17 protein-coding genes are annotated in these 19483 nt (G+C 64.5%); 7 read left to right on the forward strand and 10 right to left on the reverse strand.

Features of this window, described 5'->3' with window-relative positions:
- Positions 1-11: 11 nt before the first annotated feature.
- Complete coding sequence (locus CXQ81_RS23830; protein ID WP_007932229.1) at positions 12-527, reverse strand: DUF2059 domain-containing protein; 516 nt, start codon at positions 525-527, stop codon at positions 12-14.
- 192 nt (positions 528-719) lie between these two features.
- Here CXQ81_RS23830 and CXQ81_RS23835 point away from each other — a divergent pair, with 192 nt between their 5' ends.
- Positions 720-2114, forward strand: coding sequence for a class II fumarate hydratase (locus CXQ81_RS23835; RefSeq protein ID WP_007932231.1), 1395 nt, complete (start codon positions 720-722; stop codon positions 2112-2114).
- A gap of 79 nt (positions 2115-2193) precedes the next feature.
- Here CXQ81_RS23835 and CXQ81_RS23840 read toward each other — a convergent pair whose 3' ends face one another.
- The 3 genes from CXQ81_RS23840 to pap form a co-directional block, all read right to left on the reverse strand.
- A complete protein-coding gene (locus tag CXQ81_RS23840; protein ID WP_101338749.1) occupies positions 2194-3153 on the reverse strand; it encodes a DMT family transporter in 960 nt (319 codons plus the stop codon).
- A gap of 199 nt (positions 3154-3352) precedes the next feature.
- The gene (locus tag CXQ81_RS23845) at positions 3353-4537 is read right to left on the reverse strand and encodes a thiolase family protein (RefSeq protein WP_101338750.1); all 1185 of its coding nucleotides are present in this window, start codon (positions 4535-4537) and stop codon (positions 3353-3355) included.
- 143 nt (positions 4538-4680) lie between these two features.
- Entirely contained in the window at positions 4681-6201 is a 1521-nt protein-coding gene (gene pap / locus CXQ81_RS23850; protein ID WP_007932235.1) for a polyphosphate:AMP phosphotransferase, read from the reverse strand.
- Between the two features lie 153 nt (positions 6202-6354).
- Between pap and mnmC the strand changes: the two genes are divergently transcribed.
- The 5 genes from mnmC (at position 6355) to CXQ81_RS23875 (ending at position 13752) form a co-directional block, all read left to right on the forward strand.
- Positions 6355-8337, forward strand: a complete 1983-nt coding sequence (gene mnmC, locus CXQ81_RS23855; protein ID WP_178081114.1) for a bifunctional tRNA (5-methylaminomethyl-2-thiouridine)(34)-methyltransferase MnmD/FAD-dependent 5-carboxymethylaminomethyl-2-thiouridine(34) oxidoreductase MnmC — start codon at positions 6355-6357, stop codon at positions 8335-8337.
- 250 nt (positions 8338-8587) lie between these two features.
- Positions 8588-10360 carry an N-acetylglutaminylglutamine amidotransferase gene (locus CXQ81_RS23860; RefSeq protein ID WP_101338752.1) on the forward strand — a complete coding sequence of 591 codons (1773 nt, stop codon included), beginning with the start codon at positions 8588-8590 and terminating at the stop codon, positions 10358-10360.
- A 2-nt stretch (positions 10361-10362) separates the two neighbouring features.
- The gene (ngg, locus tag CXQ81_RS23865) at positions 10363-12108 is read left to right on the forward strand and encodes an N-acetylglutaminylglutamine synthetase (protein ID WP_101338753.1); all 1746 of its coding nucleotides are present in this window, start codon (positions 10363-10365) and stop codon (positions 12106-12108) included.
- A 130-nt stretch (positions 12109-12238) separates the two neighbouring features.
- The gene (locus CXQ81_RS23870) at positions 12239-13423 is read left to right on the forward strand and encodes an osmoprotectant NAGGN system M42 family peptidase (protein ID WP_087092386.1); all 1185 of its coding nucleotides are present in this window, start codon (positions 12239-12241) and stop codon (positions 13421-13423) included.
- A 101-nt stretch (positions 13424-13524) separates the two neighbouring features.
- Positions 13525-13752: a YheU family protein gene (locus CXQ81_RS23875; protein WP_007932245.1), complete on the forward strand. Its 228-nt coding sequence runs from the start codon at positions 13525-13527 to the stop codon at positions 13750-13752.
- A 51-nt stretch (positions 13753-13803) separates the two neighbouring features.
- Here CXQ81_RS23875 and CXQ81_RS23880 read toward each other — a convergent pair whose 3' ends face one another.
- Together CXQ81_RS23880 and CXQ81_RS23885 are read right to left on the reverse strand one after the other, a co-directional pair.
- Positions 13804-14136: a YnfA family protein gene (locus CXQ81_RS23880; protein WP_007932246.1), complete on the reverse strand. Its 333-nt coding sequence runs from the start codon at positions 14134-14136 to the stop codon at positions 13804-13806.
- Positions 14137-14200: 64 nt separating this feature from the next.
- The gene (locus CXQ81_RS23885) at positions 14201-15016 is read right to left on the reverse strand and encodes an SDR family oxidoreductase (RefSeq protein ID WP_101338754.1); all 816 of its coding nucleotides are present in this window, start codon (positions 15014-15016) and stop codon (positions 14201-14203) included.
- Between the two features lie 304 nt (positions 15017-15320).
- Between CXQ81_RS23885 and CXQ81_RS23890 the strand changes: the two genes are divergently transcribed.
- Positions 15321-15473 (forward strand): DUF3309 family protein, encoded by a 153-nt coding sequence (locus CXQ81_RS23890; RefSeq protein ID WP_003226960.1) that lies wholly within the window; start codon positions 15321-15323, stop codon positions 15471-15473.
- Between the two features lie 81 nt (positions 15474-15554).
- Here CXQ81_RS23890 and CXQ81_RS23895 read toward each other — a convergent pair whose 3' ends face one another.
- From CXQ81_RS23895 to CXQ81_RS23910, 4 genes are all read right to left on the reverse strand, one after another.
- Positions 15555-17648, reverse strand: a complete 2094-nt coding sequence (locus CXQ81_RS23895; RefSeq protein ID WP_101338755.1) for an LTA synthase family protein — start codon at positions 17646-17648, stop codon at positions 15555-15557.
- Positions 17649-17970: 322 nt separating this feature from the next.
- Entirely contained in the window at positions 17971-18162 is a 192-nt protein-coding gene (locus CXQ81_RS23900) for a PLDc N-terminal domain-containing protein (RefSeq protein WP_007932252.1), read from the reverse strand.
- A 95-nt stretch (positions 18163-18257) separates the two neighbouring features.
- The gene (locus tag CXQ81_RS23905; RefSeq protein WP_101338756.1) at positions 18258-18788 is read right to left on the reverse strand and encodes a hypothetical protein; all 531 of its coding nucleotides are present in this window, start codon (positions 18786-18788) and stop codon (positions 18258-18260) included.
- 115 nt (positions 18789-18903) lie between these two features.
- Entirely contained in the window at positions 18904-19422 is a 519-nt protein-coding gene (locus tag CXQ81_RS23910; RefSeq protein ID WP_009045037.1) for an ankyrin repeat domain-containing protein, read from the reverse strand.
- Between the last annotated feature and the right edge of the window lie 61 nt (positions 19423-19483).

The following is a 19483-nucleotide window of genomic DNA, read 5'->3' on the forward strand; positions in this document are numbered from 1 at the left end:
CCTGGCTCCGCTTACTTCTTCTTCGCCGGTGCGGCCTTAGGCTCGAGTTCGGCGGTCATGTCGGCCAGCAGCTTGTTGACTACCGGTACCGCGCTTTCCAGCTTGGCCTGGGTCATCTGGGCCGATTGCTGGGTCAGCTGCGGCATTTTTTCCAGGACTTTCTTGCCCAGCGGCGACTGGTAGAACGCCACCAGGTCCTTGAGCTCGGATTCGCTGAAGTTGCTGGTGTAGAGCTTGACCATGTCCGGCTTCAGCTTGTTCCAACCGATGGCCTGGTCCAGGGCGGCGTTGGCCTTGGCCTGGTAGGTTTCCAGCACGGCTTTTTTCGACTCTGGGGCTTTGGTCTGTTCAAAACGCTGGGCGAACATTTGCTGCACTTGCATGTACACCGGAGTGCCCAGCTTGTCAGCGTGCGCCAGGGTCAGGAAAGCTTCGGCACTGGCGTTGTGGCTGGCGGTATCGGCAAGCACCTGGCCGCTGGCACAAACCAGAACAACCGCGGTACAGATGGCACGAAGACGAGTCATCGAGTTTCCTTTTCTAGCAGGCGAGGTATAACCCCAAGGGCGACCATTCTGCGCCTAAAAAACTCTGTCGCTCAACCCCAAGCCTTGTGGTGCCTGCATTTGCTCGACCAAATGACACAAAAGGCGCTTTATGGAACCCAGGCTGTGGATCACGGCCTAAACTGCGCAATCAGACCTACAGGAGTGAGCACGATGAGTCGAATCGAAACCGACAGCCTTGGCCAGGTTGAAGTCCCGGACGACGCCTATTGGGGCGCCCAGACCCAGCGTTCGCTGATCAACTTCGCCATCGGCAACGAGCGTATGCCGCTGTCGGTCCTGCATGCCCTGGCGTTGATCAAGAAGGCCGCGGCCCGGGTCAACGACCGCAACGGCGATCTGCCGGCCGACATTGCCCGCCTGATCGAACAAGCCGCCGACGAGGTGCTGGACGGCCAGCATGACGACCAGTTCCCACTGGTGGTCTGGCAGACCGGCAGCGGCACCCAGAGCAACATGAACGTCAACGAGGTGATCGCCGGTCGCGCCAACGAACTGGCCGGCAACCCGCGCGGCGGCAAGACCCCGGTGCACCCCAACGACCATGTGAATCGCTCGCAAAGCTCCAACGACTGCTTCCCCACGGCAATGCACATTGCCGCGGCCCAGGCGGTGCAGCAGCATCTGTTGCCCTCGATCGCCGAACTGTCCGGCGGCCTGGCCGAACTCGCGGCACGGCACATGAAGCTGGTGAAAACCGGGCGCACCCACATGATGGATGCCACCCCCATCACTTTCGGCCAGGAGCTGTCGGCCTTCATCGCGCAACTGGACTACGCCGAGCGCGCCATTCGCGCGGCCCTGCCAGCGGTCTGCGAGCTGGCCCAGGGCGGTACCGCCGTCGGCACCGGGCTGAACTCGCCCCATGGTTTCGGCGAGGCGATCGCCGCCGAGCTGGCGGCCTTGTCCGGCCTGCCGTTTGTCACCGCGCCGAACAAGTTCGCCGCCCTCGCCGGCCACGAACCCCTGACCACCCTCTCCGGCGCCCTGAAGACCCTGGCGGTATGCCTGATGAAAATCGCCAACGACCTGCGCCTGCTGGGCTCCGGACCACGGGCCGGGCTGGCCGAGGTCAGGCTGCCGGCCAACGAACCGGGCAGCTCGATCATGCCGGGCAAGGTCAACCCGACCCAGTGCGAAGCCCTGTCGATGCTGGCGTGCCAGGTGATGGGCAACGACGTGGCCATCGGCTTCGCCGCCAGCCAGGGCCACCTGCAACTGAACGTGTTCAAGCCGGTGATCATCCACAACCTGCTGCAATCGGTGCGCCTGCTCGCCGACGGCTGCAGCAACTTCCAGCAGCACTGCATCGCCGGCCTGGAGCCCGACCCGGTGCAGATGGCCGACCACCTGGAACGCGGGCTGATGCTGGTCACCGCGCTCAACACCCATATCGGCTACGACAAGTCCGCCGAGATCGCCAAGAAGGCCTATGCCGAGAACCGCACCTTGCGTGAAGCGGCCCTGGAACTGGGTTACCTGACGGACGAAGAGTTCGATGCCTGGGTGCGTCCGGAAAACATGTTGGAGGCTGGCAAGCAGGGCTGATCGCCAACTGCAAATCAGCCTCGCTCCTGCTTCCGTAGGAGCGAGGCTTGCCCGCGATCGACGATAACGCGCCCTAACTCTACGGCATTTCCATGCGCACCCGCCGCGCCTTGAGCCCGGCCATCAGCGAAGGCCCCAGGGCCGTCAAGGCCGACCCCAGCACCACCAGCACCGCCCCGCCATAGCCCAGGCCGTTGATCTGTTCGGCATGCACATATTCGGGCCACAACCAGGCCGCCACCGCCACTGCGGCGAAGGTCACCAAGGGCGTGATCGCCAGCGTGGCGCTGACCCGCGACGCTTCCCAATGGGCCAGCGCTTCGGCAAACGCACCGTAGGCGATCAGGGTATTCAGGCAGCAGGCCAGCAACAGCCAGCCTTGCAGCGGGCTCAATTCAAGCGCTTCGAGAGGATGGGCCCACGGGGTGAGCAACAGCGCGCAGAACAGGTAGATCACCATCATCACCTGCAAGGAATTCCACACCGTCAGCAACTGCTTCTGGCCCAGGGCGTAGAAGGTCCAGACCGCCGAGGCGGCGAGCACCGTCAGCACACCGGCGGTGTAGGTGCTCAAGGACGTCAGTAGCTCGGTCAGGCGCTGATTGAAAAACAGCCCGAAACCGATCAGCAGCACCGCCAGGCCAATCCCCTGCCCCAGGCTGAAACGCTCCTTGAACACAAACAGGCTGGCGATCAGCAGCAGGATCGGCCCCATCTGCACCACCAGTTGCGCGGTGCCGGGGCTCAGCAGGTTCAGCCCCATCAGGTACAGCACGTAGTTGCCCACCAGCCCGCAAACCGCCATCAGTACCAGCCAGCCGCCGCGCGGCCCGAGCACGCGCCAGCTCGGCAAACGCTTGACCGCCGCCAGGTAGATCAGCAGGAAACCACCGGACACCAACAGGCGAAACCAGGTCACGGTCACCGGGTCCATCACCAGCAACACTTGCTTGAGCTTGATCGGCAGGATGCCCCACAGCAGCGCCGTCAGCAGTGCGAGGAACAAGCCGTAGACCCAGCGACCGGACGAGATATGCATGCGACCCCCAAAAGCCTGATGGAGAGAGCCCGCATTCTAGGCTCGGGACCGTGACTTACACAGAGACAGTTGGAGGGGGAACGTAAACAGGATGGTGCAGGTCGCAAAAAGCATCGCGGGCAAGCCTCGCTCCTACAGAAGCACCACCGTTCTGTAGGAGCGAGGCTTGCCCGCGATAGGTTCCACCCCGTCTGACGGCTTAGCGCACCGCTTCGAACAACCCGGTCGCGCCCATGCCGCCGCCGACGCACATGGTGACGATACCGTAGCGCAGGTTGCGCCGTTGCAGTTCCCGCACCAGGTGCCCGACCTGGCGCGAACCGGTCATGCCGAACGGGTGGCCGATGGAGATCGAGCCGCCGTTGACGTTGTACCTGGCGTTGTCGATCTGCAGCCGGTTGCGGCTGTACAGGCATTGCGAGGCGAAGGCCTCGTTCAACTCCCAGAGGTCGATGTCGTCCACTTGCAGGCCCTTGGCCTTGAGCAGCTTGGGCACCGAGAACACCGGGCCGATGCCCATTTCGTCCGGCTCGCAACCGGCCACGGTGAAGCCGCGGAAGAACGCCTTGGGCTTGAGCCCCAGCGCCAGGGCCCGCTCCAGGCTCATGACCAGGGTCATGGACGCGCCATCGGACAATTGCGAGGAGTTGCCGGCGGTCACCGAACCGTCTTCGGCGAACACCGGTTTCAAACCGGCCAGGCTTTCCAGGGTAGTGTCCGGGCGGTTGCAGTCGTCGCGATCGACCACGCCATCGAGAATCTGCACCTGGCCGCTGTTCTTGTCCTCGACCTTGTACTTCACCGCCATCGCCACGATCTCGTCGTCGAACAGCCCGGCCGCCTGGGCCGCCGCGGTGCGCTGCTGGCTTTGCAGGGCATACAGGTCCTGCTCCTCGCGGCTCACGTTATAACGCCGGGCGACCACCTCGGCGGTCTGGCCCATGGGGAAATAGATGCCCGGCACCTGCTCCTTGAGCAGCGGGTTGATCAGGTTGTCGGTGTTGACGCTTTTCATCGTCAGGCTGATTGACTCGACCCCGCCGGCGACAATGATGTCACTGCAACCGGACGCGATCTGGTTGGCCGCGATGGCGATCGCCTGCAGGCCGGACGAACAGAAACGGTTGAGGGTCATGCCCGCGGTACCGGTGCCCAGGCGCGACAGCACCGCGACGTTGCGCCCGATGTTGTAGCCCTGGGCGCCTTCGTTGGAACCGGCGCCGACGATGCAGTCCTCGACGCTGGCCGGGTCGATACCGTTGCGGCTCAGCAGCGCATTGACGCAATGGGCGGCCATGTCGTCCGGACGGGTCTGGTTGAACTTGCCGCGAAAGGACTTGGCCAGGCCGGTCCGCACGCTATCGACGATCACCACTTCACGCATGGCATACCTCATTGTTGTTGTCGGTTGTGAGTGGCTCGAGCATAGATCCAGCCCTTGCCCGGCCGCGACGATCATTCATCCGGCGTATGCAAAACCATCGCGGTGCTGGGTTTATCCAGTGACCCGCTCACAACCCGCGGCGGTTATTTCTTGTCCTTCTTGCCTTTCCTGTCCTTTTTCTCGGACTTGTCGAATGCCTCTTCCAGTGCGCGGTTGAGGGTGCGCAATACCTTGACCCGGGCCCAGCGCTTGTCGTTGGCCTCCACCAGGGTCCAGGCCGCGACCTCGGTGCTGGTGCGGTCGACCATGTCGCCGACGGCGGCGCGGTAGGCATCCCATTTGTCGCGGTTGCGCCAGTCGTCCTCGGTGATCTTGAAACGCTTGAACGGAATCTCTTCACGGGCCTGGAAACGCTCCAGCTGGGTCTGCTTGTCGATCGCCAGCCAGAACTTGACCACGATCACCCCGGCGTCCTCGAGCTGCTCCTCGAAGTCGTTGATCTCGCCATAGGCGCGCAACCAGTCCGCCGGGCTGCAAAAGCCCTCGACCCGTTCCACCAGCACCCGGCCGTACCAGGAACGGTCGAACACGGTGAACTTGCCCCGCGCCGGAATATGCCGCCAGAAGCGCCACAGATACGGCTGGGCCCGCTCGTCCTCGGTCGGCGCGGCAATCGGCACGATGCTGTACTGGCGCGGGTCCAGCGCCGCCGCTACCCGGCGAATCGCCCCGCCCTTGCCGGCCGCGTCATTGCCCTCGAAAACCGCCACCAACGCGTGCTTGCGCATGCGCTTGTCGCGCAGCAGGCCGGCCAGGCGCGCCTGCTCGGTAATCAGTTGCTCCTCGTAGTCGTCCTTGTCCAGTTGCTGGCTCATGTCCAGGCTGTCGAGCAGGGTCAACTTGTCGACGGCCTCGCCCAGCGGCGCCACATGGGACTCGACTTCGAGCGTCGGCCGGTTGAGCGCGCTCTGCAGGCCCTCGAGGAGAATCTTGCCCACCGCCAGGCTGCGGTAATGCGGGTCCACGCCTTCGATCACATGCCAGGGCGCGTAGTCGCGGCTGGTGCGGCGTAACACCCGCTCGCCGTATTTGACGAACTTGTCGTAGGTCTCCGACTGCTGCCAGTCCAGCGGGCTGATGCGCCAGCTGTGCAGCGGGTCGTCCTGCAAGGACTTGAGGCGGGCCTTCATCTGTTTCTTGGACAGGTGGAACCAGAACTTGAAGATCAGCGCGCCTTCGTCGCAGAGCATCTTTTCCAGGCGCTCGGCGCCGGCGATGGCCTGGTCGAAACGGCCGTCCTTGAACAGTTCGTGCACCCGCCCCTGGAGCATCTGGCTGTACCAGTTGCCGAAAAACACCCCCATGCGGCCCTTGGCCGGGAGCATCCGCCAGTAGCGCCAGGCCGGTGGCCTCGCCAGTTCTTCGTCGGTCTGCTGGTCGAAGGTACGGACCTCGATCAGGCGTGGGTCCATCCACTCGTTGAGCAGTTTCACCGTCTCGCCCTTGCCGGCGCCTTCGATGCCGTTGATCAGCACGATCACCGGAAAACGGGCTTTCTGCTTCAGCTCGAACTGGGCCTCCAGCAGGGCTTCGCGCAGGGCCGGGACTTCGGCGTCAAAAGTTTTTTTGTCAATGGCGTGACCGATTTCGGCAGATTCGAACATGAGCGACTCCCTGGCAAGATGGAGCAAGACTAGCGGATCGACCTAGGTTTTGTCGGCCCCGAACATACCGCTTATTGCCGTGGATCATTACCCGGTGTGTCGATCGGCTAGAATGGCCGCCTTGCCGCTACCGAGCCGAACATGAGCGCCGAATTGCCCCCTCCCCAGCCCCACGCCCAGCTCGACTGGGACGACCAGGGTCGCCCGCGTTCGCGGGTCTTCGACGATGTGTATTTCTCCACCGAGTCGGGCCTGGACGAAACCCGCCATGTGTTTCTCGAACAGAACCGCCTGCGCGAGCGTTTTGCCGCGTTGCCGCCCAGTGGCTGCTTCGTCATCGGCGAAACCGGCTTCGGCACCGGCCTGAACTTTCTCTGCGCCTGGCAGTTGTTCGAACAACAGGCTGACCCCAGCGCACGCCTGCATTTCGTCAGCGTGGAAAAGTACCCGCTGACGCCAGCCGACCTGCAGCGCGCCCTGGCCCTGTGGCCGGAACTGGGGCCGCTGGCCGAGCGCCTGTTGCGCGCCTATGTCGCGGTGCACCAGGGCTTTCAGCGCCTGGTGCTGGACGAGGGCCGGGTCACCCTGACCCTGCTGGTCGGCGATGCCCTGGAGCAATTGCCGCAACTCGACGGGCAGGTCGACGCCTGGTTCCTCGACGGCTTCGCCCCGGCGAAAAACCCCGAGATGTGGACCGCCGAGCTGTTCGCCGAACTGGCGCGCCTGGCCGCGCCGGGTTCGAGCATCAGCACCTTCACCAGCACCGGCTGGGTGCGCCGCCTGCTGAATGCCGCGGGCTTCAAGATGAAGCGCACCCCGGGCATCGGCCACAAGTGGGAAGTGCTGCGCGGCGAGTTTCTCGGCTGGCCCGAAGACACGCCGCTGCCTGCCGCCAGCAAGCCCTGGTTCGCTCGCCCCACGCAACAAATCCAGGACAAACACGCCCTGGTGATCGGCGCCGGCCTGGCCGGTTGCGCCAGCGCCGCCAGCCTCGCCGCGCGGGGCTGGCGGGTCAGCCTGCTGGAGCGCCACGGGCAACTGGCCCAGGAGGCCTCGGGCAATCCCCAGGGCGTGCTGTACCTGAAACTCTCGGCCCACGGCACCGCCCTGTCGCAGATGATCCTCAGCGGTTTCGGCTACACCCGGCGCCTGCTCGAACAGCTGCAACGGGGTGTCGACTGGGACAGCTGCGGCGTGCTGCAACTGGCCTTCAACGCCAAGGAAGCCGAGCGCCAGGCGCAGTTGGCGGCGGCCTTCCCGGCGGACCTGCTGCATCAGTTGGACCAACCCCAGGCCCTGGCCCTGGCCGGCGTCGGCCTGGCCCACGGTGGGCTGTTCTACCCGGAAGGTGGCTGGGTGCATCCGCCGGCCCTGTGCCAGTGGCAAGCCGCGCACCCGCGGATTCGCCTGCTGCCCCACCACGATGTAGTGGAATTGCGCCGGGTCGATGGCCAGTGGCAGGCCTGGGACGGCGAGCGGTTGCTGGCCAGTGCCGAGGTGGTGATCCTCGCCGGCGCCGCCGAGATCAAGCGCTTTCCCGCCAGCGCCGAGCTGCCGCTCAAGCGCATCCGCGGGCAGATCACCCGACTGCCGCAGACCGCGCGCAGCCAGAGCCTGGCCACCGTGGTGTGCGCCGAGGGTTATGTCGCCCCCGCGCGACTGGGCGAACACACCCTGGGTGCCAGTTTCGATTTCAAGAGCGAAGACCTGACACCCACCGCCGCCGAGCATGCGGGCAACCTGCAGATGCTCGAAGAGATCTCCCAGGACCTGGTGGAACGCCTGGAAGCCGACCGGCTGCAAGCGCAAACCCTCGAAGGACGGGCCGCCTTCCGTTGCACCAGCCCGGACTATCTGCCGATCGTCGGTCCCCTGGCGGACCAGGCGGCATTCGCCGAGGTCTACGCGGTGCTGGGCAAGGACGCGCGCCAGGTTCCGGACCTGCCCTGCCCCTGGCTGGACGGCCTGTATATCAACAGCGGCCACGGCTCGCGCGGCTTGATCACCGCGCCGCTGTCGGGCGAGTTGCTGGCCGCCTGGCTGGACAACGAACCGCTGCCCCTGCCGCGCAGCGTGGCCGAGGCCTGTCACCCCAATCGCTTTGCCTTGCGTCGGTTGATTCGCGGCAAGCCATGAAATAAAGCAGCGATGCCAGCCGCCCTGGCATCGCTTCGCCATCTCCCGCAAACGCCCACGGGCACTGCCCGCACGGCAAAACTCCAGGCAGATCAAGGCCTTTGCCCCAGCCCACAACGCACTTGCGCCCCGCCGCTTATAACCCATCGGTCTAAAACTCCAGGGGATCACCTGGGTCAGTTTCCGGGTACCTGCCATTTCTGGCCGGTCGCGATTCACCCCTCCCCAACGGAAAAACCGGTAAGGACTTATGTGCGGATTAGCTGGAGAACTACGTTTTGATCATCAACCCGCCGACCTGGCAGCGGTTGAACGAATTACCCACCACCTCGCCCCTCGCGGCCCCGACGCCTGGGGTTTCCATAGCCAGGGCCCGATAGCCCTGGGCCATCGGCGCCTGAAAATCATGGACCTGTCGGACGGCTCGGCCCAGCCGATGATCGACAACCAACTGGGCCTGTCCCTGGCCTTCAACGGCGCGATCTACAACTTCCCCGAACTGCGCGCCGAGCTGGAAAGCCTGGGCTACGCCTTTTATTCCGGCGGCGACACCGAAGTGCTGCTCAAGGGCTATCACGCCTGGGGCGCCAAGCTGCTGCCGCGGCTCAACGGCATGTTTGCCTTCGCCATCTGGGAGCGGGACGCCAAGCGCCTGTTCATCGCCCGCGACCGCCTGGGCGTCAAGCCGCTGTACCTGTCGCGCACCGGCCAGCGCCTGCGTTTCGCCTCGGCCTTGCCGGCGCTGCTCAAGGGCGGCGACATCAACCCGCTGCTCGACCCGGTGGCGCTCAATCATTACCTGAACTTCCATGCCGTGGTGCCGGCGCCGCGCACCCTGCTGGCGGGCATCGAGAAACTGCCGCCGGCCACCTGGATGCGCATCGAAGCCGACGGCCGCACCGAGCAGCGAACCTGGTGGACCCTGCCCTACGGCCCGCGCGCCGATGAAACCGGGCTGACCCTGGAAGACTGGCGCGACCGCGTACTCGACAGCACCCGCGAAGCCGTGGCGATCCGCCAACGGGCGGCAGTGGATGTCGGCGTGCTGCTGTCCGGCGGCGTCGATTCGAGCCTGCTGGTCGGCCTGCTGCGGGAAGTCGGGGTGGATAACCTGTCGACCTTCTCCATCGGCTTCCAGGATGCCGGCGGCGAACGCGGCGACGAGTTCCAGTATTCGGACCTGATCGCCCAACACTACGGCACCGATCACCATCAGTTGCGCATCGACGAGCGCGAGATCATCGAACAGCTGCCGGCGGCGTTCCGCGCCATGAGCGAACCCATGGTCAGCCACGACTGCATCGCCTTCTACCTGCTGTCGCGGGAAGTCGCCAGGCACTGCAAGGTGGTGCAGAGCGGCCAGGGCGCCGACGAACTGTTCGCCGGTTACCACTGGTACCCGCAGGTGGAGGGCGCCAGCGATCCCTACGCGGCCTACCGCGAGGCGTTCTTCGACCGCAGCTACGACGATTACGCGGCCACCGTGCAGCCGCAGTGGCTGACCGCGAACGACGCCGCCGGCGATTTCGTGCGTGAGCATTTCGCCCAGCCCGGCGCTGCCGCGCCTGTGGATAAAGCCCTGCGCCTGGACAGCACGGTGATGCTGGTCGACGACCCGGTCAAGCGTGTGGATAACATGACCATGGCCTGGGGCCTGGAGGCACGCACGCCGTTTCTCGACTACCGGCTGGTGGAGCTGTCGGCGCGGGTGCCGGCCCGGTTCAAGCTGCCCGATGGCGGCAAGCAGGTGCTCAAGGAGGCCGCGCGGCTGGTGATCCCCAGCGCAGTGATCGACCGCAAGAAAGGCTACTTCCCGGTGCCCGGCCTCAAGCACCTGCAGGGCGCCACCCTGGACTGGGTACGTGAACTGCTGCTCGACCCGAGCCAGGACCGCGGCCTGTTCAACCCGGCGATGCTCGACCGCCTGCTGACCGATCCACAAGGCCAGCTGACACCGTTGCGCGGCTCCAAGCTGTGGCAACTGGCGGCGCTGAACCTGTGGCTCAGCGAACAAGGAATCTGACCATGAAACCCCATGCCACGGCTTACAGCCAACGCTTGCTGCGCGGTCAGGCGCCCTCCTACGAGCGTCTGCAGGCGCGTTTCGCCGAAGATCGCAGCGCCCTCGGCACCGACCCGATTGCCGTGCATTGCGGCTGGGGCCGGCTGCTGATCGGCCATACCTTTCCCGACCCGACGAGCCTGGCCGAGGAGCTGCTCAACGAACACCCCGGCGAACGCGACATCGCCCTGTATGTCGCCGCACCCCAGCAGATCCTCGGCCTGGAACCGACCCAGTTGTTCCTCGACCCGTCGGACACCCTGCGCCTGTGGTTCAGCGACTACCGCCAGGCCACCCGGGTGTTTCGCGGCTTCCGCATCCGTCGGGCGCAGAGTGCGGCGGACTGGCAGGCCATCAACCAGCTGTACCTGGCCCGCAACATGCTGCCGGTCGACCCGAGCCTGCTGACCCCGCGCCATGCCGGCGGGCCGGTGTACTGGCTGGCCGAAGACGAAGACAGCGGCGCGGTGATCGGCAGCGTCATGGGCCTGGACCACCAGAAGGCCTTCCACGATCCGGAGCACGGCAGCAGCCTGTGGTGCCTGGCGGTGGACCCGCATTGCACCCGCCCGGGGGTCGGCGAAGTGCTGGTCCGGCACCTGATCGAACACTTCATGAGCCGTGGCCTGAGCTACCTCGACCTGTCGGTGCTGCACGACAATCGCCAGGCCAAGTGCCTGTACGCCAAGCTGGGTTTCCGCACCCTGTCGACCTTCGCCATCAAGCGCAAGAACGGCATCAACCAGCCACTGTTCCTCGGCCCCGGGCCCGAGGCGCAGTTCAACCCTTACGCGCGGATCATCGTCGAGGAAGCCCATCGCCGCGGCATCGACGTGCAGGTCGACGACGCCGAAGCCGGGATGTTCACCCTCAGCCATGGCGGCCGCCGGGTGCGTTGCCGTGAATCCCTCAGCGACCTGACCAGCGCCATCAGCATGAGCCTGTGCCAGGACAAGAGTCTGACCCACAAGGTACTGAAACAGGCCGGGCTGAACCTGCCGGCGCAACAACTCGCGGGCAACGCCGACGACAACCTGGCGTTTCTCGACGAGCATGAACGGGTGGTGGTCAAGCCACTCGACGGGGAACAAGGCCAAGGTGTGGCCGTGGATCTGCGCACCATCGAAGAAGTGCAACAGGCGATCGACAACGCCCGGCGGTTCGACAGCCGGGTGTTGCTCGAGAGCTTCCACGAGGGCCTGGACCTGCGCGTCCTGGTGATCGGCTTCGAGGTAGTTGCCGCCGCCATTCGCCGGCCGGCCGAGGTGATCGGCGACGGCCAGCACTCCATCAGGCAGCTGATCGAAGCGCAAAGCCGACGCCGCCAGGCCGCCACCGGCGGCGAAAGCAAGATCCCCCTGGACCACGAAACCCAGCGCACCCTGCACGCCGCCGGGCACGGCTACGACAGCATCCTGGCGGCCGGCGAACGGCTGTTCGTGCGGCGCACCGCCAACCTGCATACCGGCGGCACCCTGGAAGATGTCACCGCAATTCTGCATCCGGAACTGGTGGACGCGGCGATCCGCGCGGCGCGGGCGCTGGATATCCCGATGGTCGGCCTCGACCTGATGGTGCCGGCGGCGGACCAGCCGCAGTACGTGTTCATCGAGGCCAACGAGCGCGCCGGCCTGGCCAACCATGAACCGCAGCCGACGGCCGAGCGCTTTGTCGACCTGTTGTTTCCTCACAGCCAGCCGGCAGTCTGACCGTCATGGGCCGACAGTACCGGCCTTATCGCGGGCAAGCCTCGCTCCTACAGAAACGCACTGTGGGAGCGAGCGCCCGACGCCTTGTTCATCGAAACCATCGATGGCCTTTTCATCATCAGGAGTTTCCATGACCCGATCGATTCCCGAACCGGACCTCAACTACCTGCAGAAAGTCCTCCTGGAAATGCTCGCCATTCCCAGCCCCACCGGCTTCACCGACACCATCGTGCGTTACGTGGCCGAGCGCCTGGAAGAACTGGGCATCCCCTTCGAGCTGACCCGCCGCGGGACCATTCGCGCCACCCTCAAGGGCCAGAAGAACAGCCCTGACCGCGCCGTCTCGGCGCATCTGGACACCATCGGCGCCAGCGTGCGCGCGGTGAAAGACAACGGCCGCCTGACCCTGGCCCCGGTCGGTTGCTGGTCCAGCCGTTTCGCCGAGGGCAGCCGGGTCAGCCTGTTCACCGACAACGGCGTATTGCGTGGCAGCGTGTTGCCGCTGATGGCCTCCGGGCACGCCTTCAACACCGCGGTGGACGAGATGCCCATCAGTTGGGACCACATCGAATTGCGCCTGGATGCCTACTGCACCACCCGCGCCGACTGCGAGTCGCTGGGCATCGGCGTCGGCGATTTCGTCGCGTTCGATCCCTTGCCGGAGTTCACCGAAAGCGGCCATATCAGCGCCCGCCACCTCGACGACAAGGCCGGGGTCGCGGCGCTGCTGGCCGCGCTCAAGGCCATAGTCGACAGCGGCGAGCCGCTGATGATCGACTGCCATCCGCTGTTCACCATCACCGAAGAAACCGGCAGCGGCGCGGCGGCGGCCCTGCCCTGGGACGTCAGCGAGTTCGTCGGCATCGACATCGCCCCGGTCGCCCCCGGCCAGCACTCCAGCGAGCACGCGGTGAGCGTGGCCATGCAAGACTCCGGCGGGCCTTACGACTATCACCTGTCGCGCCACCTGCTGCGCCTGGCCACGGAACACGAATTGCCGGTGCGCCGCGACCTGTTCCGCTACTACTTCAGCGATGCCCATTCGGCGGTCACCGCCGGCCACGATATCCGTACCGCCCTGCTGGCCTTCGGTTGCGACGCCACCCACGGCTACGAACGCACCCATATCGACAGCTTGGCGGCCCTCAGCCGCCTGCTGGGCGCCTACATCCTCAGCCCGCCGGTGTTCGCCAGCGACGCACAGCCGGCCCAGGGCTCCCTGGACCGTTTCAGCCATCAGCTGGAACACGACACACAGATGGAAAGCGACACCCGGGTGCCGTCGGTGGACAGCCTGGTGGGGCAAAAGTCCTGAGGTGAAAAGCCCTGAAGGGAAAAGCCCGGCCCCGCGCGAGGTTTGCCTAGCCGCGCGGGGCCCGGCGCAGTAGGATCCGGGATTGTTTGCCGGAGGCCCGTATGCTGATTCCCCATGACCAACTAGAAGTCGACACCCTGACCCGCCTGATCGAAGACTTCGTCACCCGCGACGGCACCGACAATGGCGACGACACCCCGCTGGAAACCCGCGTCCTGCGCGTGCGCCAGGCGCTGACCAAGGGCCAGGCGGTGATCGTCTTCGACCCGGACAGCGAGCAGTGCCAGTTGATGCTCAAGCACGACGTGCCCAAGGAATTGTTCGACTGATTCCCGGCCGGGACCGGGCGCCATCGCGGCGCCCGCAACCCGGCCAGTTTCTCAACCGTTGGTAAAGCGCGGCCCGAACAGGATGATGCTCGCGCCGATCACGCACAGCGCCACACCCAGCCAGTCCGAACTCAGCGGCCGCACCCGCTCCACCATACCCAGCCAGCCGATCGAGGCGATGATGTAGATCCCGCCGTACGCCGCATAGGCGCGGCCGGCGTAGCTCGCTTCGATCTTGGTCAGCAACAGGGCGAAGAGCATCAGGCTCGCCAGCGCCGGGACCATCCACCAGGCGCTTTTGCCCTGGCGCAGCCACATCCAGAAGGCGTAGCAGCCGGCGATCTCGAACAGCGCGGCGAGGAAGAACCACAGGTAATTGAGCATGCAAGGTCTCGTCAGGGATGCCAGATGCTGGCAACCCTAACGACGCGCCGGGGCAGGAGCAAGCTCAGCTGGCGTTTTGCTTGGCCTTGGCGCGCATCTTGTCGGCCATGAGGGTCATTTCGTCGTACAGCAACTGCGGGTTCTTCTGCTTCAGGGCCCAGGCCATGCGTCCCTGTTCGTGGGGCAGGATCATGAATTCGCCGGCGGCGACCCGGTTGTAGATGTAATCGGCGATGTCCGCCGCGCTGATCGGCGAGCTTTCCAGCAGCTTGCCGACCTGGGCCTTCATCGCCGGGGTCGGGCCACGGAACGAATCCAGCAGGTTGGTCTGGAAGAACGACGGGCATACCACGTGCACGCCGATCTCCTGCTGGGCCAGTTCGATCAACAGGCTTTCGGACAGGGCCACCACGCCGGCCTTGGCCACGTTGTAGTTGCTCATCGCCGGGCCCTGCATCAAGGCCGCCATCGAGGCGATGTTGATGATCCGGCCCTTGCTCTTTTCCAGCAGCGGCAGGAACGCCTTGCAGCCCTTGACCACGCCCATCAGGTTGATCGCGATCTGCCAGTCCCAGTCCTCCAGGGACAATTCGCTGAAGAAGCCGCCGGAGGCCACGCCGGCGTTATTGACGATCACATCGATGCCGCCGAGCTTGACTTCACAGGCCTGGGCGAAGGCGGTCAACTGGCTGTAGTCACGCACGTCGCAACGTTGCACGAAGCCATCGCCGCCGGCTTGGCGTACCAGCCTGAGGGTTTCCTGCAGGCCGGGTTCGCTGACATCCGACAACGCCAACTGCCAGCCTTCGCGCGCCCAGCGCAGAGCGATTTCGCGACCCAGGCCGGATCCGGCGCCAGTGATCATCATGCGATTTTGCATAGGAGTTGCCTTGTTGTTCCGGGGAAGATGAGGCGAGTGTAGCGAAGGATTTTGTGCCGCCCACGCACCATCAGATTGCTGAATGCCCCAGGCAAACCGGGGCCTCGGTGCGACTTCCCGCGGTGTTGCACGTTCAACTCGATGGCCACCGGCAGCAGGTACGAAAAGAAATAGGCCTGCGTGCAAAAAGCATTAAAAAAACTTGGAATCATCCTTCAAGGCACAGAGTCCGAATGATTAAGCGGTACGGATTAATTGCCTTCGAGTCCAGCCGCGCCTTCGATCCTCCAATAAGGAAAACGACATGGGCACAATCCTGATCATTATTCTGATTCTTCTGCTGATCGGTGGTCTTCCAGTATTCCCGCACTCCAGAAGCTGGGGTTATGGCCCGTCCGGCATCATCGGTGTGGTGCTGGTGGTGTTGCTGGTTCTCCTGTTACTGGGCCGGATATAGCTTTCGCCAGTTCATGTCCGGCACTTGAATAACCGTCAAAAAAAAGAGGCCCGAGGGCCTCTTTTTCATTAGCGCAATGAATCAGTCCGGCGTGCCGTGCACCACGCCTGCGGTGTTATCCAACAGGCTCTTGGTAGCGGTTTGCAGGAAAGCTTCCAGCTTGTGCTTCAACTCGGCGGTACGCGGTGCGTCCGGCACCACTTCGGCATGCGGATTGGCGCCCAGTTCGTACTGGTAGATCTTCGGCGCCATTTCCTTCTCGCGCGGCAGTACCAGGATCTGGTCGGCGGTGACGATAGCCGTGGTCTGCTCGCTGCCCGACGGCTTGATCACGCCAAAGCCGGTGTCGCCTTCCGGCAGGTTGAGCAGGTCGCGGCCCCAGCACTGGTGACGCACTTCGCCACCGAGGCGGCCCATGATGGTCGGCACGATATCGACCTGGGTGCCCACGGTGTGGTTGCGCTGGCCGAATTTTTCCTGGATGCCCGGAGCGATCATCAGCATCGGCACGTTGAAGCGGCCCAGGTCCATTTCGGTGATCTGGCGCTCGTTACCGAAACCATGGTCACCCACGATCACGAACAGCGTCTCCTTGAAGTACGGCTCCTTGCGCGCCTTCTCGAAGAACTGGCCCAGGGCCCAGTCGGAATAGCGCATGGCGGTCAGGTGTTCGTTCAGGCTGCCACGGTCGGTCACCTTCGCCACCGGCAATGGCGTCGGCAAGGCGTACGGGGTGTGGTTGGACAGGGTCTGCAGCAGGGCATAGAACGGCTTGCCGTTTTCCCGCGCCTTCAATTCTTCCAGGCCACGGTTGAACATGTCCTGGTCGGACACGCCCCAGGTCGGATCGGAGAACACCGGATCGACGAAGTCGTTGCGACCGACGAAGTTGGTCATGCCCTGGTTGCTGAAGAAGCCCGACTGGTTGTCCCAGGCGAAATCGCCGTTGTAGACATACACGTCGTCATACTTGCGGGCGCTCAACACCTGCGGCAGGCCGGACAGCTTGTGGCTGCCTTCCGGGGTCTGCATCAGGTATTCGAAACCCGGCAGGTTGGGGAAGCAGGCCATGGTGGCGAACATGCCCTGGTGGGTATGGGTGCCGTTGGAGAAGAAGCGGTCGAACAGCAGGCCTTCCTTGGACAGTTGGTCCAGGTACGGGGTGATATTGCCTGGAGCGCCCAGGGCACCCACCGAGTGACCGGCCATGCTTTCCATCAGGATCACGACCACGTTCTTGATCGGCAGGGTCTTGGCGGCCGGTGGCGTGTAGTCGCGGCGCACGGCGGCGATATCGGCGTCCACCAGCTTGTCGTCCGGCATCACCAGCAGGTCGCGCACCACTTGCTGCGCCTCGGGCTGCGGCAGGGTGGCTTTCCAGATATTGCTGCGGTCCTCGCCCATCCGGCTCTTGGCCGCCTCGACCAGAGACAGCGTGCCGTTGAGGCCCAGCTGGTTGGCGAAGTTCGATTCGGTGGTGTAGACGTCACCCCAGCGCAGTGGCGGGCCCTGGCGCAGGGTGCCGCGGGCGGCGACCACGCAGACCAGCAGGCAGACCACGAATACGCCGATACGGGCGTACCACGGGGCGACCTGCCGGGTGCCGATGCTGCCGCCGCTGAACGGGCCGCGCGGCCGGGTCGCGCGGTCGGCGCCCTTGAACGCCAGGCTCAGCAGCCAGGTACCGACCGCCCAGGCCAGCAGGTAGCGCACCACCGGGAAGCCGTACCAGAGCATGCTCATCACGGTTTTCGGGTCTTCCTTCACATACTGGAAGACCAGGCCGTTGAGACGCTGGTGGAACTCGCGGTAGAAGTCCATCTCCATCAGGCCGAGGAACAGCGCGATGCTCGAAACGATGGTCAGCCAGAAGCGGAAGAAACCGCGAGCCGCCATGGCCCGGGCACTGAACAGCGCCAGCAGCAGCGGGATGCTGAGGTAGACCACCAGGCGCACATCGAAGCGCAGGCCGTTGGCGAAGGCTTCAAGGAAGGTCGAGGCCGGTGTGTCGAGGATCATCTCGCGGTTGTAGACCAGCAGCGCCACGCGCAGCAAAGACAGCATGACCATCATGGCCAGCGCGCAGAGCAGCGTATAAGCCAGATGCGATTTGACGGTCGGTTGCAGCAGGCGACTCGAGGCTCGCTGCTGACTCAGGACGTCCGGGTTTGCCATATCGTTTTAGGACCCAATGGAAGTTGAAGTTGCGAAAAGAATGCAGCTGCGCTTTGCCCTCTTGTAGCCATTCAGGGCTGGGGGGATGGCGCGGTGCGCAAATGTTGCACGATCAGCAGCGGCATTGCCATTGATTACTGGCAGGCGCCCTCCCCTGGCCGGCAATGGCCCAGAGCCAGGGATCGCAATCGGAGATCGCACGGGAGCAGCGGAAAAACAGCGCTGGCGAATTGTCATGGAGACTTTGTGAAAATTTCGTGCAGCGCATATTTGGTCACATAAAAAAGGGCCTGGCGGCCCCTTTTGAACCCCACGCCAACCTTCAGAGCCGTACGTTGCCGCGCGGCCCGGCAATCGCCCAGATGATCAGGCCCAGCACCGGCAACAGGATAATCAGCAACACCCAGAGGATTTTCATCCCGGTTTCGGCACTGCTTTTAAGCACATTGATGATCGCCCAGATGTCCAGCGCGAGGATGATCAGTCCAACCAGCGTATTGAAAGTGGAACCCATGGTGTCGCTCCTAAATGAGGGCTTGCCCACTTAGGATAGTCGGCCGGCAGCGGGGTTCCTTTTTATTGCCTGCGCGGTCGGCTGTGGCCCGCGGCTCAGACGTGAACCGCGACCTTGAGCGCTTCCAGGGACGGCGCGGCGGCAATGCCGGCTTCGGCGCACAGCTGCAGCACCCGCGGCACGTCGTTGCCGTAGACCAGCACCACTTGCAGCTCGTCGTCCAGCAACTGGCTGAAGTTCATCAGCACGTAACCGCCGTTTTCAGGGTTCATGCTGCCCATCTGGATCTGGATGCGGTTGAGCGCGGTCAGGGCCTCGGTCTTGGCCAGTTGCTTGGGCTTGATATTGAACGCCACGCCCGGGCCGAAAGACGCGACGATCTGCGCGAACAGGTCCATGTAGGTGTCGGCCTGGAACAGCACGGTGTCCGGCAGGCTGCCGACCACCACCCATTCGCCCAGCGGGATCGGGAAGCTGTCGTCGTAGTTGATGTCCGGATTGGCGGCCAGGAAGGCCTGGGGATCGGCGTAGGCCTGGGCGGCCTCGTCGGCGATCCGCAGGATTTCTTCTTCGCCCATGCAGCCGGAGCTGATTTTAGTGATGAGTTCGGCGAGGACGGTTTTCATGGGGCGAATCCTGTTACGGGTCAATGGCGGGCGCGCAGGATAGCCTAAACCCGGCCCGCGAACCTACCGCCGCAACCCAGGCATGGCCTTGGCCCGACGGTATGCGCCGTTCAGCTCAGCCCAGCAACTTCTGCAATTGCGCGGTGGTGTCGACGGCGCCCATGGTCTTCGCCGCGTCCAGTGCGCTCACGCCGTTGGCGTCGGTGGCCCGCGGGTTGGCGCCCTTGCCGATGAGGTAGTCGACGATTTCCGTGCGGTTGAACATCGCCGCCATCATCAGCGCGGTACGCCCGTCGAAGGACGAGCCTTCCACCTCGGCACCGCCTTCCACCAGCGCCTTGACCACCGCCAGGTCGCCCTTGAAGGCTGCGCCGGCGATCGGGCTCTGGCCGTTGTCGTTACGGATCTCGGGGTCGGCCTTGTGCTTGAGCAGCACCTGTACCGCGTCCACATGCCCGTAGTAGCTGGCCAGCATCAGCAGGGTGTCGCCCTTGTGATTGCGCAGGTTGACCGGCAGACCGCTGCTCGCCAGCTTGTCGAGCATCTGGGCGTCGCCTTGACGTGCGACGTTGAAGACCTGCTCGGTGAACTCGGCGGCTTCTTCTGCGGTCATCTGGCGGCTTTTGTCTGACATCGGGAACTCCACTTTCGGCCAATCGGAAAGCCGCTAGTGTCCCCAAGCGGCTCCCGCCCTG

The sequence above is a fragment of the Pseudomonas sp. 09C 129 genome, assembly GCF_002843625.1.
Lineage (GTDB): Bacteria > Pseudomonadota > Gammaproteobacteria > Pseudomonadales > Pseudomonadaceae > Aquipseudomonas > Aquipseudomonas chlororaphis.